Genomic DNA, 14,803 nt, shown 5'->3' with positions numbered 1-14,803 from the left:
ATGCAGATGAAAAGAAAAGCAGCGAAAAATGAAGCATTAACAAATAATATGACGCCGACAGAAAGCATGGCACATGATCAAGGACAAACCCAATTTGATGAACAATCAAGAGATCGTCAGGCAAACCGAAATTCTCATAAAGGGAAACAAGGGGGAGCATCTCGTGACTAAGAAGCATATGAAGAGCAAAGAAATGAAGGACCATAAAAAGCCAATGAACCCAGATATTTTAGAAGAGGAATTTGGCAGTGAGCTTGGAGATATCAACAGCAGCAAATGGATTGATACGTTGGTGAAGCCAAAGAAAGATGCTGCATGTCAGCAGAATAAGAAATAGAAAAAAACGATCCAATAAGGATCGTTTTCAGCGTGTAGAAAAACCCTCGCATTCGGTGTCAGGTCTGCGCTCCGGTGCTCACGAATGTCAAATTCGCTCTGCTCCGGTACTCACCCTTCCTAGGGCTGCAAAGGTTTTCTATCACGCTGAAAGGAAGACAAAGGGCTAAAATAAAGATTATTTTAGCCCTTTGTCAACAATCTGAAACGATCCAATAAGGATCGTTTTTTATTTGATATAACTGCTTTGCCTGCCGGTGATCGTTCGCATGAAGTTGTTCATTTTGAGTTCAATTACTGGCTGTGCAACGGTTTTGACAAAAGTGCTAGACAGGGTAAAGGTTAACAAAATGGTCAGCAGCAATAAAATGAGTACACTTGCTGCATTTAGTGCCCAGTCATCAAACCAAGTGGTTCTTAGCAGCTTGATCACAAAGCCATGTAATAAATAAACATATAACGTTCTTGTTCCCCATTTTGTAAAGAAGAAACGGCGTGTTGGAACTAATGCAAAGAAGCTGAATGTAGCGCCAAATGCAAGCAAATACCATGCCATTCGTTTCATCGCCGCAATCATTCCTTCATCTCCAAGAGAAGCATACGACTTTGAGCCAAATAAGAAGGAATAATCGAATTCATAGAAGTAGCAAAACAGGAACACAGCCATTAATACAATAAGTGCTGCAAGTTTTCCTTTGCTTGTACGGATGAATTCAAAATGCTGCTTTTTTAAATAGAATCCAGCTAAAAACATAGGCAAAAAGACAAACGTACGTGATAAGCTGAGTGTATCGCTGATGCTGTCCACATAACCGACAAGTAAAGCAATCGATAAACTGACGATCATCGCCCAGTGGAACGGCAGCTTTGAAAAAGGAATAAGCAGCAAATTCCAAAAGAATAAACTAATTAAAAACCATAAAGACCATTGTGGATCAATTGGATTTAAATTGGTGATGCTTTGATCCTGCAAGACATAATAGTAAACCGAATAGATCACCTGAAAGATTAAATATGGGATGATCAGCTTAACGGCGACTTTTTTCATAAAGCCCGGTTTTCTAAACCCTTTTGCAAAAAAGCCAGAAACTAAAATAAAGGCGGGCATGTGAAAGGTATAAATAAACTTGTATAAATAGAGCATCCAGTCATTATCATGAATGAATGATCGTAACAAATGACCAAAAACAACTAGAAAAATCAGAAGGAATTTCGCATTATCAAAATAACTATCTCGTGAAGATGCCATAACATCACCTTTCCTGCTCGATTTCGAACATAAATGTTCTAAGTGCACTGTTCCCTTATTTGCCTCATTCTAAAATACATTTTTGCTCAATTCGCTATTTGATGTGAAATTGTAGAATGGTTGTAAAAGAAGCGTAAGAAAAGTGAACCGTTATACAATCCTGTCATCCAAATGAAATAAATGAGACAGTCTTCGTGTAAAAAGTTATCTTTTTTTATGAGTCGAATGAAGGAACTATGAAAATATTGTAGAAATATTGTAGAGGAATGAGGCTGGAAAAGGAGTGTAAGAGAATGACTGAAACGCTCGATGGCAATAGGTTAACCCCTGCGGGAGATATCAGAAAATTAGAAAAAGAGAACGAATATTTGCGAACTGAGTTAATGCAGCAAAAAATGCTGTTAAATAAGACGCTCGATGCCATTTTTATATTTGATCAGCACCTCAACATCATCCAAGCCAACGAAGCAACATGCAGGCTTGTACAGACACCGAAAGAAGACCTCCTCAATAAATCCGTTCTAGATTTCCTTTACGGCATCCCGAAAGATAAAATTGAATGCTCACTCGATCTATTTTTTCGAAAAGGTACGTTAAAAAGAGAAATCTCCATTCAGCTGGAAAATGGTGAAACAAAATACATTGAATTTGTCGCAGAGCACGACACCATGAAGCAGCAATATATTGTGGTCATGCGAGATATTTCCTCAAAGAAAATATTAGAACGAGAACGCTCCATGAATGAGCAGCTGTTCAAAGATTTGTTTGATCGAGCCATTGACGGAATGGTCATTTTTGATCAGGATGGCTGCATGATTGATGCGAATCATTCTTTTTGTCAGAGCTTTGAGCTGCAAAAGACTGATTTAACCGATCGCTATTTACATGAATTTGTCGAAGAAGAAAATCTTCCCGCCTTGCAGCACCTTTTAACGTCACTTAAAGAAACAGGAAAAGCAAAAGGAGAGCTTCCTGTTACTCTACAATCTGGCCAGCATAAATTATTCGAACTCACCATTACATCAAATGTGATGAGTGGTTTTTATATGTCCATCATGCGGGATATTACAGAAAAAAGGCTGATGGAAGAGAAGCTGTTAAAAAGTGAAGAACGCTTTAGAGAAATTTTCGAAAATGCAATGGATGCCATCATCATATGGGCGGACGATGGAGAGATTGTGAGAGCCAATGAATCAGCCTGCCGAATTTTTGAATTACCTATGCACTCACTGATTGGCAAAAAACTCACCGACTTTCTCGTCAAATCTGATAAGAGATATAGACCAACAAGAAGACGTTATATCCGGAATCATGAAATAAGGGAAGAGCTTTTGTTCAGAATGGCTAATGGACAGTATAAAGAACTTGAGTTTACATCAAAGCATGCGGTATTAGAAGGGCAGCACTTAACCATTTTACGTAATGTAAGTGATCGAAAAAGAATGGAGCAGGAGCTGCGCGAAAGTGAGCTCAAATTCCGTAAAGTATTTAATGGGTCAATGGACGGTATTGTTCTTTTTGATAATCAATACCGAATCATTGAAGTCAACCCACCTGCCAGCGAGCTGCTCCAATTGAAGGACGATCATTTAACAGAAATGAATCTTTTCCACATCCTTGCCCCTTATCAAATTGAAAATTTGGCTCAGCCTGCCGAGGCGATGTCATTAGATGAAATGGACAATGAGGTTCCGTTTGTACTGAACCACCCAGATCAGCGTATACTGGAATTCTCTTTTAAACGAAACATTATCCATAATATGAATTTGGCGATCTTTAGAGATGTGACAGAGCGGAAGGAATTAGAAGAGCGTGTGAGAAAATCAGATACCCTTCATGTGGTCGGAGAGCTTGCTGCTGGAATTGCTCATGAAATTAGAAACCCGATGACAGCATTAAAAGGCTTCATTCAGTTGTTAAAAGGAAATATAGAAGGGGAGTATTCGCTCTATTTCAATGTCATCACATCAGAGCTGAAAAGAATTGAATCCATCATCACCGAATTTTTGATTTTAGCGAAACCGCAAGCTATTGTATATGAAGAAAAAAATGTGGTGCAAATTGTGAAAGACACGATGGATCTTCTGCACGCACAGGCGAATCTTGGCAATGTTCAAATGCATCTCAATGTGCTGGATGAGATTCCGCTCATTTATTGTGAACAAAACCAATTAAAACAGGTCTTTATTAACATTTTAAAAAATGCAATTGAAGTCATGCCACGCAAAGGAAATGTCTATGTGAGCATTCAGCGGAAGGGCGAGGAGCATATTGTCATTTCACTGCGTGATGAAGGCTGCGGAATGGCAGAGGATAAGCTAAAGCGTCTAGGTGAACCTTTTTATACAACGAAAGAAAGAGGAACTGGACTTGGCTTAATGGTTAGTTATAAAATTATTGAAGAGCATCAAGGAACCATTGAGGTAGAAAGTGAGGAAGGCGTAGGAACCGTCTTCCATCTCACGCTGCCACTAAGGCAGCAGAAACAAGAAGGAGAGCAGTAACGTGTATTATACCGTCTATCACGCACCCATCGGGGCATTATACATACTAGAAAAGGACGGTGCCATTATCGAGGTGATGTTTGATGATGAACCGTTTTTAGCAAAAAAGCAGGCAGCCAATCTAGAGCAAGCAGATACGCCTGTCTTAAAAGAAACGAAAAAGCAGCTAGATGAATATTTCAAGGGTGAGCGTCAAGTATTCGATCTCCCGCTCAAGCAAACGGGTTCTCCGTTCCAAGAGCAGGTGTGGGAAGCATTGTCGGCCATTCCATATGGTCAATCAAAAAGCTATGCAGACATTGCAGAAGCGATTGGCAATCCAAAGGCTGTGAGAGCCATCGGACAAGCTAACAGAAGGAATGCATTACCTATTTTTATCCCGTGTCACAGGGTCATTGGAAAAGACCGGTCTCTAACAGGCTATGCAGGATCGAAGACAGACATGAAAGCGGTTCTGCTTGAATTAGAAGGCATCCCATTTGTTCAAAAATAAATCGATTGACCTGTTCCAAATGTTTGTCAAGCGACATATCCTTTTATTAAGCTAAAAAAGTTGGTTGAGGGAAAAAGGAGGGCGCTGGCATGTTTTGGGGCAAAAAAGATAAAATGTATGCCGTTACGTCACTATGTGTCAAAATGAATGTTTTGACGGAAGAACAAAAAAAAGAAATCTTAACAAAAACGAATCAAGAAACAAAAAAGCGCGGTGCTCTTAAATGACAAGAACACGGCGCTTTTTTGCGATCAATGGGAGATGTTTTCGGCGAAAAGAGCATCAATCTCTTCTGCATAGTTTGATGTGATAATTCCCTTTTCTGTAATGATGCCTGAAATGAGATGATGAGGAGTGACATCAAAGGCGGGATTGAATACCTGAACATCGGGCGGTGCAATGGGGACGCCGTTTAATTCCTTTACTTCCAGCGGGTCGCGCTCTTCAATTGGAATATCTGACCCGTCGCGGGTGGATACATCAAAGGTTGAAAGCGGTGCTGCTACAAAAAACGGAATGTTAAAATGTTTGGCTAGAACGGCAAGACCTAACGTTCCAATCTTATTCGCTGTATCTCCATTACGGGCGATACGGTCAGCTCCAACAATGACAGCAGAAATTTGCTTTTCTTTCATCGTATGGGCTGCCATGTTATCTGTAATGAGTGTCACATCCACGCCGCCTTGCATGAGCTCCCATGTTGTCAGACGAGCCCCTTGAAGAACAGGGCGTGTTTCGCATGCATAAATGTGAAGATCAAGATTTTTCTTTTTGGCTAAATAAAAGGGAGCAAGGGCTGTTCCGTACCGACTCGTTGCGATGGAGCCTGCATTACAAATGGTCATGATACGGTCACCTGATTTAAAGAGCTGAAGTGCATTTTGACCGATCTGTCTGCATGTCTCTTCATCTTCAATTTGAATTTGAATGGCTTCATGGACAAGGTCTGTTTTGGCTGCATTCACTGATGCTGCACGTTTAATGCGCTGCAGCAGCCGGTCTAATGCCCAGGCAAGGTTCACAGCGGTTGGACGAGCACTGTTTAAATATTCTTTTATTCGAGTGACTTCTTGTTTAAAAACATCCATTTCTTCTGTCTCAATGGCTTGCGCACTAAGCGCCAGTCCAAAAGCTGCTGTAATGCCAATCGCAGGCGCTCCACGTACTTTTAATGTCACAATCGCATCATACACATCTTCTTTCGTATATAAATGCTCAAATACGGTTTCGGTTGGTAATTTTTGCTGATTTAAAATGTTAATACGGTTTTCTTCCCATTCGACAGAACGGGGGACTTCAAATTCTTTTGACAAAACCCGTCACTCCTTTACAGATGGCTGGAATAATGCGACGAGGTCAGACGCTGTTTCCACTGCATGATATTGTTTGATAAATGTTTTTCCGAGTGTTAGTGCTGCTTTTTTCTGCTGAATTCGTCTAGTTGGTGATGGAATCGCATCAAGATCAGCGGCATGAGCAAGACCAATTGTTCGGCGGACAAGCTCACATCCGGCAAAGCCTGTCGCTTCTTTTAAAATCCGGTCAAACGTTGTTTCTAAAAAGCTGTCCGATACACTAAATGCTTCAATGCTGTCCTCTTTCCAAGCTTTTGTGAACACTTCTTTGAATGTTGCCCATACATTGACGACATGGTCAAAAAGGTGCTGCTGCTCGTGTTCATTCTCGCGAGATAAAGCATTCAAGAATAGATTGGCGATAAAGTGGCCGATATCGAATCCAAAGGGACCGTAAAACGCGAATTCTGGATCAATGATTTTCGTTTCAGTCTCATTTGCAAAAATACTGCCTGTATGAAGATCTCCATGAACTAACGTTTCAGCTGATGTTAGGAAGATACGCTTCAATTCTGCTGCTTTCGCCTGCACTTCAAGATCTGTCCAAAGCGCTTCTGCTGATTCTCTTAATTCTTCTTCGAAGTCATTTGTTTCACTATCAAAGAAAGGGTCTGTGAAGACGAGTTTTTCTGTGATATCACACAGGTCAGGGTTCGTAAATTGCTTCACAAATTGTTTTTTGATTTTCGGATTTGTAGCAAAGTCAGATGTGTAAAAAAGTGTTTTTCCTAAAAATTCGCCGACATGATCGGATAAATGCGGATATTGTTTTCCGGCAATTAGCCCTTTTCTGACGATTTCTAAGTGTGAGAGATCCTCCATGGCTGTCACTGCAAGAGCTGTATCTGAATAATAGACTGCTGGTACGAGGTGAGGCGTATATTCTGACTGCTTGATCAGGGCGGCACTTTCAATTCTTGCTCTGTCTAATGTAAGCGGCCAGCTCTCCCCAACCACCTTTGCATAAGGCAGGGCTTGCTTGATGATCAATCCTTTTTCTTGTTTGTGATCAAAAATATGAAAGACGTAATTTAAATTCCCGTCACCGATTTCAGTACATGTTAAATGACTGCTTTCTTGGATCAAGCCAAGTCTAATTGCGAGTGCAACTGCCGAGCTTTCTGTTAGTTCTTCATATGATGCCGTAAGTGTAACCAATTGCTTCCCCTCCAAATCATATAAAAAAGCCTCTTTCTCCTGAGAGAAAGAGGCTTGATGGTGTGTATGCTCAAAGCCTCTCTTATCTCTCAGCACATACGTCTGATGGAATTAGCACCGTGCCCTATAAGACAATTGTCTTGGCGCTTTACTTGCTGCGCCCCACTTCACAGTGGTATTAACGGTCGGTTGCTGTTGGGGTCAAAAGGCCAAATCCCTCGCCCAACTCTCGATAAGAGAAATCAATATGTAATTGTTTCGTGTCTATTTGCATTTCTTAATTCAAGATATTATCAGAGCTGCGCTTAACATGTCAATCTTTTTTCAAAATTGCTTTACAATTCATAAAACAATCCATTACAGTGATTGTATTGTCACGTAACTTGAATAGAAGGTGAAGAAATGGAATTCCAGCAATCAGATGTGTTGAAACAATTACCGAAGCAATTTTTTGCGTCCCTTGTCCAAAAAGTGCAGAAAAAAGTGAAGGAAGGGGCAGATATCATTAATTTGGGGCAGGGAAATCCTGATCAGCCAACCCCTCCGCATATTGTAAAAGCCATGCAGGAAGCGGTAGCAAAACCTGAAAATCATCAATACTCCTCATTCCGTGGAACAGCGAAATTAAAAAAGGCTGCTGCCGCCTTTTATGAAAGAGAATATGGCGTTACGCTTGATTCAGAGACGGAGATTGCGATTTTATTTGGCGGAAAAGCAGGGCTTGTTGAGCTGCCGCAATGCCTGCTGAATCCGGGTGATACGCTTCTTGTCCCTGATCCTGGTTATCCTGATTATTGGTCAGGCGCTGTGCTTGCTGGAGCTCAAATGGTAACCATGCCACTTCTTGAAAAAAATGATTTTTTACCTGACTACGATTTGCTGCCTGAGGATGATAAGAAAAAGGCAAAATTAATGTACTTAAATTACCCCAACAATCCGACGGGGGCTACGGCAAGCCGTTCTTTTTTTGAAGAAACCGTTACATTTGCGAAAGATCACAAGCTATGTGTTGTCCATGATTTTGCATATGGCGGCATTGGATTTGATGGAGAAAAGCCGCTCAGCTTTCTGCAAGTAGAGGGAGCGAAAGAGACGGGAATAGAAATTTACACATTGTCTAAAACATACAATATGGCAGGGTGGAGAGTAGGGTTTGCAGCAGGGAATTCGTCTGTTATTGAAGCCATTGAGCTTTATCAGGATCATCTGTTTGTCTCCCTGTTTAAAGCCACTCAAGATGCAGCAGCGGAAGCCCTATTAAGCGATCAAACGTGCGTACAGGTGCAAAATGATCGATATGAGAAAAGGCGAAATGTGTGGATTGCTGCCTGCAAAGAAATTGGCTGGGAAGTCAGTGCACCAAAGGGATCATTTTTTGCTTGGTTAAAGGTGCCAGAAGGATATACATCTGAAGCTTTTTCTGACTTATTATTAGAGAAGGCACATGTTGTTGTAGCGCCAGGTAATGGCTTTGGTGCTCACGGGGAAGGATACGTGAGAGTAGGACTTTTAACAAGTGAGGAGCGGTTACAAGAAGCTGCTCAGCGCATCGCTGCTTTGAAGCTGTTTGAAAAAAAGCCATTGACAACATAAAAAAATGGTGCGATAATTCAGGCAATATTTAAGAAAATTGAATATTCTTATCAAGAGTAGGCAGAGGGACTAGCCCAATGAAGCCCGGCAACCGACTTCCATGAAGCACGGTGCTAATTCTTGCAGCAAGCGCTGAGAGATAAGATTCGGATGAATGACACGAAACAACCTCTTTAAGGCGCTCATGAAGCACTTGAAGAGGTTTTTTTATTGAACATATGCATGATGCAATCGAAAGGGGATTCCTAGTGAGTGAATTACTGGCAACATACGTATTAACACATCGAGAGGATGAACAAATAAATCGAAAAGCGGAGCAGATCGCGCTTGGTTTAACAGTTGGATCATGGACGGATTTGCCGCAGCTCAAAAAGGAGCAGCTTCAAAAGCATAAAGGCAGAGTTGAAAAAGTATCAGAAAAGGCTGCTCCAGCCGAAAATGGCCTTTATCAATCAGAGGTGACCATTGCTTATCCTGAGGCAAACTTTTCAGCTGATTTACCAGCTGTTTTCACGACGATTTTTGGAAAGCTTTCACTAGATGGAAAAGTGAAACTAGTCGATATCCAATTTTCTGAAGGATTTAAAAAAAGCCTGCCAGGACCGGTATTTGGAATTGATGGCATACGCAAAAAGGTGGGCGTGTTTGATCGTCCATTATTGATGAGTATTTTTAAAGGCGTGATCGGCCGTGATATGCAGGATTTAAAAGAGCAGCTCCGTTTACAGGCATTAGGCGGGGTTGACCTCATCAAAGACGATGAAATTTTATTTGAAAGTCCATTAGCTCCGTTTGAAGAGCGAATCAAAGAAGGAAAAGAGATTTTAAAAGAAACTTATGAAGAGACAGGACACCGCACGCTGTATGCTGTCAATTTAACGGGCAGAACCTTTGACCTGAAGGATCGAGCGAGAAAGGCCGCTGAACTTGGGGCAGATGCGCTCTTATTCAATGTCTTTGCTTACGGCCTTGATGTCATGCAAAGCTTAGCTGAGGACCCAGATATTCCACTGCCTATTATGGCGCATCCCGCTGTGAGTGGTGCTTTGACATCCTCTCCTGAATATGGATTCTCGCATTCTCTTCTTTTAGGCAAATTAAATCGATATGCTGGTGCTGATTTGAGCCTCTTTCCCTCACCTTATGGGTCGGTTGCACTTCCGAAAAAAGATGCCCTTGGAATCTATGAAGCTTGCGTGAAAGAGGATACGGTTCAAAAAACATTCCCTGTCCCGTCAGCAGGCATTCATCCAGGAATGGTTCCAGTATTAATCAAAGATTTTGGAATTGATCATGTGATAAATGCAGGTGGAGGCATTCACGGACATCCGCGGGGAGCTATCGGCGGAGGGAAGGCATTTCGATCGATCATTGATGCAGTGATACATGAAGAGTCCATCCAAGATAAGGCGGCTTCCTGCCAAGACTTACAAGCGGCACTTGATCTTTGGGGAAGGGTAGCAGAATAATGAAAAAACCAATTGTCTGTTGTGATTTTGATGGAACAATTACAAAAAATGATAATATCATCCGCATCATGAAACAATTTGCACCGAGTGAATGGGTGAAGCTGAAGGATGGTGTCCTGTCAAAGGAAATCACCATTCAAGAAGGTGTCGGGCAGATGTTTCAATTACTGACAAGTGATCAGAAGGATGCCATTCAATCATTTATTTTAGAGGATACAGAGATTCGAGAAGGATTTAAGCAATTTGTGGATGAGGTAAAAAAAGCAGATATTCCTTTCTATGTACTTAGCGGGGGGATGGACTTTTTTGTCTACCCCATCCTCGAAGGCATTGTCGATCGAGACGATATATATTGCAATCATGCATCATTTGAGGAAGATCATATTCAGATTGAATGGCCGCATGCCTGCGATACGCAATGTCAAAATGGCTGCGGATGCTGCAAGCCCTCAATCATTCGAAAGCTGACTCATGAGAATGACTTCATCCTCATGATCGGAGATTCAGTGACCGATGTGGAGGCGGCGAAGCATGCGGATCTTACGTTTGCACGCGACTACTTGCTCAATGAATGTCAAGAACTCGGGCTCGTACATAAGGAGTATGACACATTTATTGATCTACACACGCAATTTGTTCAAATAAAGGAAGTGAAGGAATGGCAGACGCAAAGAGCAAACGCTGGCAGGAACTAGCAGACGTTAAACGGGAACTAGCACAAAGAGACTGGTTTTTCGGAACAAGCGGTAATTTATCGATCAAGGTGTCGGATGATCCAATCACATTTTTGGTGACGGCAAGCGGCAAAGATAAACGAAAAGAAACAAATGAAGATTTTGTGCTAGTGAATGCGGCAGGCCAGCCTCATGATCCGAACGAGCCGCTTAGACCATCAGCTGAAACACTGCTTCACACGTACGTGTATGAACGGACGAAAGCAGGCTGCTGCCTCCATGTCCATACAATCGATAATAATGTGATGTCAGAGCTGTATGGAGATAAGGGAGAGATTCGTTTTAAAGGCAACGAAATCATCAAAGCGCTTGGTTATTGGGAAGAGGATGCAGAAGTATCGATTCCAATTATTGAAAATCCAGCTCATATTCCGCATCTTGCAGAGCAATTTGCAAAACATTTGACTCTAGAGGCGTCATCTGGTGCTGTACTTATTCGCAATCATGGCATCACGGTCTGGGGAAAAACAGCCTTTGAAGCAAAACGAGTATTAGAAGCATATGAATTTTTATTTAGCTATCACTTAAAATTAGCGCTTTATCAACAGCAGCTTGTGAGATAAAAAGGAGGAAAAACATATGGCGACGATTTTGATTCATAACGAAGAGAACACATTACTTGAGAACGAGCAAGAGGTAGCATCATATTTAGAAAACCAAGGGGTCATTTATGAGCATTGGGATATTGAAAAGCTGCCAAACCGTTTATCAGAAAAGTATGATTTAACCGATGAGGAAAAAGACGAGATTTTGACTGTATTCCAAAAGGAAATCAAAAGTATTTCTGAGAAAAGAGGGTACAAAGCGCAGGATGTGATTTCATTATCTGATGCTACACCAAATCTTGATGAGCTGCTCCAAAACTTTAAGCGTGAGCATCATCATACAGATGACGAAGTACGTTTTATTGTAAGCGGGCACGGAATCTTTGCTATTCAAGGCAAGGATGGCGTCTTTTTTGATGTGAGACTGAATCCAGGTGATTTAATTTCTGTGCCGCCAAACATTCGTCATTACTTTACACTTCAAGAGGATCGCAAAGTGGTCGCAGTTCGCATATTTGTCACAACTGAGGGCTGGGTGCCAATTTACGAGGAAGAAACGGTTTAATGTTAGAGCTGATCATTCCGCATGAGGCGGAAGATCAGCTTTTTTTTAGGAAATTAGACATAAAATGAGAAAGAAAACAGTTGATTTTGATCTTCTGCATAGGATAAAATTCTGTTTAATCAATGTGTCAGTCCTGTCCAAATTTGAAGTTTACCCCCAAATTTGATTGGGTAAAAGGTCTTTAGGCTGTAAAAAATTAAATAAAATAAGCATATTTAATTTAATTTACAAATAAAGTATAATTTTGGTGTCGGATCATTTTGAGCATAGACAGTCGAAATCATTGCGGGAGCTGAGATCATGAATATTTATGTAAGGAAAGAACAATTGCTGATGTCCATTGATGAGAAGAGAAAACAAATGGTAGAAGCTGCTCAAGTGGAAGGGTACACTGGTGAGACGACAATTAAATATAGTCAAGAACTGGACAACCTGATGAATGAATATCAGCATCTTCTTTTTCATGAGAAACAATCTGCCCCCTCCTTTCATGATCTTGTGTCTCAAATGAGTCTTCTATCTGTGAACCGTCCCTCTTATTGACATAAAAAACCGGTCTTGCATAAGCAAAACCGGCTGGCATCTTCAGCTAGGATGAGTGAGCAGAAGGAAGCATGATCATGACAGTCGTTCCTTTATTCACTTCACTATGAATATCAATTGTTCCGCCATACATTGAAATGATCCGTTTACACACGACAAGCCCAAGACCTGTGCCTTTTTCCTTCGACGTAATAAAGGGCAGGAAGATGTGTTTTAACATCTCTTCTGGTATGCCTTCACCTGTATCTTTCACTTTAATGATGACATGTTCTTTTTCTGCCTCGATCACAATCTTCAAATGACCGCCGTTTGGCATCGCTTCTAAAGAGTTCTTCGCTACATTTAAAACGACTTGTTTAATATGATCCTTCGTGCAATAAACACCAACATCTTGAATCGTATTGATCTGCAAATCCACTTCAACATTATAAAGGTTCGCCTCAGAGAAAACGATCGGCATAATTTCACTTACAATTTCTTTTACAGAGTTGTTCTGCCATTTTTCTGCCGTTGGTTTTCCTAGTACAAGAAATTCACTGACGATTTGGTTGATCCGTTTAATTTCTTCCTCGATGACAGAAAAATAGAGCTGATCTTCTTCTGAATGATACTTTTTTTGCAAAAGCTGGATAAATCCGCTAATCCCTGTTAATGGGTTGCGAATTTCATGTGCCGTACTTGCTGCGAGGGTTCCGATCAATTCAAGCTTCTGCGCTTCGTTTTGATGACGCTCCTGCTGAGTCTGCCGCCTTAACATGATGTATTGGACAAGTGTGAATAAAATATTTAATAAAATAAAAGCACTGGATAAAGGGATCAGCATCACAGACAGCACTTCACTTGTTGAAGCACGCTGCGGAAAGACCTCCAGCTTCCAGCTGTTTTCATCTAAATATGTAGACACGGTGCTGCCGTTTTCGGATACTGGCTGTGGACCGCTTGTAAACACGACATGTCCATTTTGATTCAGCATCTTAAAATGAAGATCAGGATTCAATACATTCATTATATTTCTTAAATAATCAATTTGAATGGCGGCAACCAGCACATTGGTGACTTCATCGTTTTCATTCAGAACAGGCACACAAATGGAGAGAATCCGCTGTTTAGTAATTCGGCTCACATAGTTGTCTGTGATCACGGTTTGTTTGGTCACTTGAATGCGTTTAAAGTAATCTCTGAATGATAGGTTGATTTTTTCTTTTAACGGGGTGGTGCTTGCTGTTACATTTCCTTTTTTGTCTAGGAGATACAGACCTGAAAAACGAGGTTCTTGTTTATAGATTTTCTCTAGGATGTTTTGTACTTTTTTCGTCTCAAGCGGCTGGTCAAATCCCATGGCAAGGGAAGTTAATCTCGCTTCTGTTTCACTTATTAAATAATTCATTTGGTTTTTGTGAATATTTAACATAAGTGTAGCGGTTTGTTTGTTCTTTAAATCAATTTTTTCAGTTTCTTTCTCGTAGATAAAATAACTAATGATTAGGGTTGGAAGCATGACCAAAATAAGGTAAAGCCTGATCTTCTTCCAAAACCCTTTCAGTATACTCATCATTCATCGCTCCAACGTATTACCTAATAGACTTATTATAGCATTGAACCTATCTTTATTACGATGACTTGTGTGATTTTTAAAAAATTAGGTGATTCGTTCTGGTCTCATTTTCGTGCTAAAGATGGATCAAAATGTTGACATTTTACTTATTGTTTATTAATGTCACATTAGTGGGTTGCATTTCATAAAGGATGATAAAAAATGGAAAATCATAATGTTGAAAAATCTTTGAAATTATTTATTGTATTATCACGTGCCTATCGCTCAATTAATCATCACATGAACAAACATATTGTGAAGCACGGGCTGAATCCAACTGAATTTGCTGTGCTAGAATTGCTGTATCATAAAGGTGATCAGCCGCTTCAGCAAATCGGTGATAAGATTTTGCTTGCAAGCGGCAGCATCACGTATGTGGTCGATAAATTGGAGAAGAAAGAACTCCTCAGTCGCAAGGCTTGTGCAGAAGACCGCAGGGTGACATTTGCGCATATTACCAAGCAGGGACGAGCTTTGCTTGATGACATCTTCCCAGATCATGCGAAAGAAATTCATGAGATGATCAGCGTCCTGAGCGAAGAAGAAAAGGATGCCTGCATTGATATGCTCAAACATGTGGGACTGCGTGCAAAGCATTTATATGATCATCAAGAATAAATAAAAAGGAAGCCGCAGGCTTCCTTTTCAGCGCGCAGGCAATCCTT

At 40.9% G+C, this 14,803-nt stretch carries 16 protein-coding genes and 2 riboswitches; of the genes, 12 read left to right on the top strand and 4 right to left on the bottom strand.

Annotated features, from left to right (window positions below):
- The first annotated feature begins 6 nt into the window (after nucleotides 1-6).
- Both MHI60_RS00940 and MHI60_RS00935 read left to right on the top strand, forming a co-directional pair.
- The gene (locus MHI60_RS00940; RefSeq protein ID WP_087975542.1) at nucleotides 7-171 is read left to right on the top strand and encodes a hypothetical protein; all 165 of its coding nucleotides are present in this window, start codon (nucleotides 7-9) and stop codon (nucleotides 169-171) included.
- Nucleotides 164-337 carry a hypothetical protein gene (locus tag MHI60_RS00935; protein WP_186437320.1) on the top strand — a complete coding sequence of 58 codons (174 nt, stop codon included), beginning with the start codon at nucleotides 164-166 and terminating at the stop codon, nucleotides 335-337. The genes MHI60_RS00940 and MHI60_RS00935 overlap by 8 nt, the downstream gene beginning before the upstream one ends.
- Before the next feature lie 228 nt (nucleotides 338-565).
- On the opposite strand, the gene MHI60_RS00930 is transcribed toward MHI60_RS00935, so the two are convergent.
- Complete coding sequence (locus tag MHI60_RS00930) at nucleotides 566-1,585, bottom strand: acyltransferase family protein (protein ID WP_144470305.1); 1,020 nt, start codon at nucleotides 1,583-1,585, stop codon at nucleotides 566-568.
- Nucleotides 1,586-1,878: 293 nt separating this feature from the next.
- Between MHI60_RS00930 and MHI60_RS00925 the strand changes: the two genes are divergently transcribed.
- The 3 genes from MHI60_RS00925 (at nucleotide 1,879) to MHI60_RS00915 (ending at nucleotide 4,809) form a co-directional block, all read left to right on the top strand.
- Nucleotides 1,879-4,089 (top strand): PAS domain-containing sensor histidine kinase, encoded by a 2,211-nt coding sequence (locus tag MHI60_RS00925; RefSeq protein WP_144470307.1) that lies wholly within the window; start codon nucleotides 1,879-1,881, stop codon nucleotides 4,087-4,089.
- 1 nt (nucleotide 4,090) lies between these two features.
- Complete coding sequence (locus MHI60_RS00920) at nucleotides 4,091-4,582, top strand: methylated-DNA--[protein]-cysteine S-methyltransferase (RefSeq protein WP_144485099.1); 492 nt, start codon at nucleotides 4,091-4,093, stop codon at nucleotides 4,580-4,582.
- A gap of 89 nt (nucleotides 4,583-4,671) precedes the next feature.
- Nucleotides 4,672-4,809, top strand: a complete 138-nt coding sequence (locus MHI60_RS00915) for a hypothetical protein (RefSeq protein ID WP_185907584.1) — start codon at nucleotides 4,672-4,674, stop codon at nucleotides 4,807-4,809.
- A 24-nt stretch (nucleotides 4,810-4,833) separates the two neighbouring features.
- Here the strand turns inward: MHI60_RS00915 and mtnA are convergent, their stop codons facing one another.
- Both mtnA and mtnK read right to left on the bottom strand, forming a co-directional pair.
- Entirely contained in the window at nucleotides 4,834-5,895 is a 1,062-nt protein-coding gene (gene mtnA / locus MHI60_RS00910; protein WP_095408327.1) for an S-methyl-5-thioribose-1-phosphate isomerase, read from the bottom strand.
- Nucleotides 5,896-5,901: 6 nt separating this feature from the next.
- A complete protein-coding gene (gene mtnK, locus MHI60_RS00905; RefSeq protein ID WP_144485101.1) occupies nucleotides 5,902-7,095 on the bottom strand; it encodes an S-methyl-5-thioribose kinase in 1,194 nt (397 codons plus the stop codon).
- A gap of 79 nt (nucleotides 7,096-7,174) precedes the next feature.
- A riboswitch (SAM riboswitch) is annotated at nucleotides 7,175-7,334 on the bottom strand.
- Between the two features lie 163 nt (nucleotides 7,335-7,497).
- Between mtnK and MHI60_RS00900 the strand changes: the two genes are divergently transcribed.
- The 6 genes from MHI60_RS00900 to MHI60_RS00875 all read left to right on the top strand — a co-directional run bounded on the left by MHI60_RS00900 (nucleotide 7,498) and on the right by MHI60_RS00875 (nucleotide 12,544).
- Nucleotides 7,498-8,688, top strand: a complete 1,191-nt coding sequence (locus MHI60_RS00900) for a pyridoxal phosphate-dependent aminotransferase (RefSeq protein ID WP_144485103.1) — start codon at nucleotides 7,498-7,500, stop codon at nucleotides 8,686-8,688.
- Between the two features lie 44 nt (nucleotides 8,689-8,732).
- Nucleotides 8,733-8,834: riboswitch (SAM riboswitch) on the top strand.
- A 102-nt stretch (nucleotides 8,835-8,936) separates the two neighbouring features.
- The gene (gene mtnW / locus MHI60_RS00895) at nucleotides 8,937-10,157 is read left to right on the top strand and encodes a 2,3-diketo-5-methylthiopentyl-1-phosphate enolase (RefSeq protein ID WP_144485105.1); all 1,221 of its coding nucleotides are present in this window, start codon (nucleotides 8,937-8,939) and stop codon (nucleotides 10,155-10,157) included.
- Nucleotides 10,157-10,852, top strand: coding sequence for a 2-hydroxy-3-keto-5-methylthiopentenyl-1-phosphate phosphatase (locus MHI60_RS00890; RefSeq protein ID WP_144485107.1), 696 nt, complete (start codon nucleotides 10,157-10,159; stop codon nucleotides 10,850-10,852). The genes mtnW and MHI60_RS00890 overlap by 1 nt, the downstream gene beginning before the upstream one ends.
- Nucleotides 10,816-11,454, top strand: a complete 639-nt coding sequence (locus MHI60_RS00885; RefSeq protein WP_095408331.1) for a methylthioribulose 1-phosphate dehydratase — start codon at nucleotides 10,816-10,818, stop codon at nucleotides 11,452-11,454. The genes MHI60_RS00890 and MHI60_RS00885 overlap by 37 nt, the downstream gene beginning before the upstream one ends.
- A 16-nt stretch (nucleotides 11,455-11,470) precedes the next feature.
- Nucleotides 11,471-12,001 carry a cupin domain-containing protein gene (locus MHI60_RS00880; protein WP_095408332.1) on the top strand — a complete coding sequence of 177 codons (531 nt, stop codon included), beginning with the start codon at nucleotides 11,471-11,473 and terminating at the stop codon, nucleotides 11,999-12,001.
- Nucleotides 12,002-12,301: 300 nt separating this feature from the next.
- Complete coding sequence (locus tag MHI60_RS00875) at nucleotides 12,302-12,544, top strand: aspartyl-phosphate phosphatase Spo0E family protein (protein ID WP_034322108.1); 243 nt, start codon at nucleotides 12,302-12,304, stop codon at nucleotides 12,542-12,544.
- Nucleotides 12,545-12,590: 46 nt separating this feature from the next.
- On the opposite strand, the gene MHI60_RS00870 is transcribed toward MHI60_RS00875, so the two are convergent.
- Nucleotides 12,591-14,096, bottom strand: coding sequence for an ATP-binding protein (locus MHI60_RS00870; protein WP_095408333.1), 1,506 nt, complete (start codon nucleotides 14,094-14,096; stop codon nucleotides 12,591-12,593).
- 204 nt (nucleotides 14,097-14,300) lie between these two features.
- Here MHI60_RS00870 and MHI60_RS00865 point away from each other — a divergent pair, with 204 nt between their 5' ends.
- Complete coding sequence (locus tag MHI60_RS00865) at nucleotides 14,301-14,756, top strand: MarR family transcriptional regulator (RefSeq protein WP_034281539.1); 456 nt, start codon at nucleotides 14,301-14,303, stop codon at nucleotides 14,754-14,756.
- The last annotated feature ends 47 nt before the right edge of the window (nucleotides 14,757-14,803 follow it).

The organism is Bacillus sp. FSL K6-3200 (genome assembly GCF_038630485.1).
Lineage (GTDB): Bacteria > Bacillota > Bacilli > Bacillales > Bacillaceae > Bacillus > Bacillus safensis.
Note: the sequence above shows the minus strand (reverse complement) of the source record. Positions and strands in the feature narration are given on the sequence as shown.

Coding starts and splice junctions, on each gene's coding strand:
- MHI60_RS00940 (WP_087975542.1), top strand. CDS start 7: ATGAAAAGAAAAGCAGCGAAAAATGAAGCATTAACAAATAATATGACG.
- MHI60_RS00930 (WP_144470305.1), bottom strand. CDS start 1,585: ATGGCATCTTCACGAGATAGTTATTTTGATAATGCGAAATTCCTTCTG.
- MHI60_RS00925 (WP_144470307.1), top strand. CDS start 1,879: ATGACTGAAACGCTCGATGGCAATAGGTTAACCCCTGCGGGAGATATC.
- MHI60_RS00915 (WP_185907584.1), top strand. CDS start 4,672: ATGTTTTGGGGCAAAAAAGATAAAATGTATGCCGTTACGTCACTATGT.
- MHI60_RS00900 (WP_144485103.1), top strand. CDS start 7,498: ATGGAATTCCAGCAATCAGATGTGTTGAAACAATTACCGAAGCAATTT.
- MHI60_RS00890 (WP_144485107.1), top strand. CDS start 10,157: ATGAAAAAACCAATTGTCTGTTGTGATTTTGATGGAACAATTACAAAA.
- MHI60_RS00885 (WP_095408331.1), top strand. CDS start 10,816: ATGGCAGACGCAAAGAGCAAACGCTGGCAGGAACTAGCAGACGTTAAA.
- MHI60_RS00880 (WP_095408332.1), top strand. CDS start 11,471: ATGGCGACGATTTTGATTCATAACGAAGAGAACACATTACTTGAGAAC.
- MHI60_RS00875 (WP_034322108.1), top strand. CDS start 12,302: ATGAATATTTATGTAAGGAAAGAACAATTGCTGATGTCCATTGATGAG.
- MHI60_RS00870 (WP_095408333.1), bottom strand. CDS start 14,096: ATGAGTATACTGAAAGGGTTTTGGAAGAAGATCAGGCTTTACCTTATT.
- MHI60_RS00865 (WP_034281539.1), top strand. CDS start 14,301: ATGGAAAATCATAATGTTGAAAAATCTTTGAAATTATTTATTGTATTA.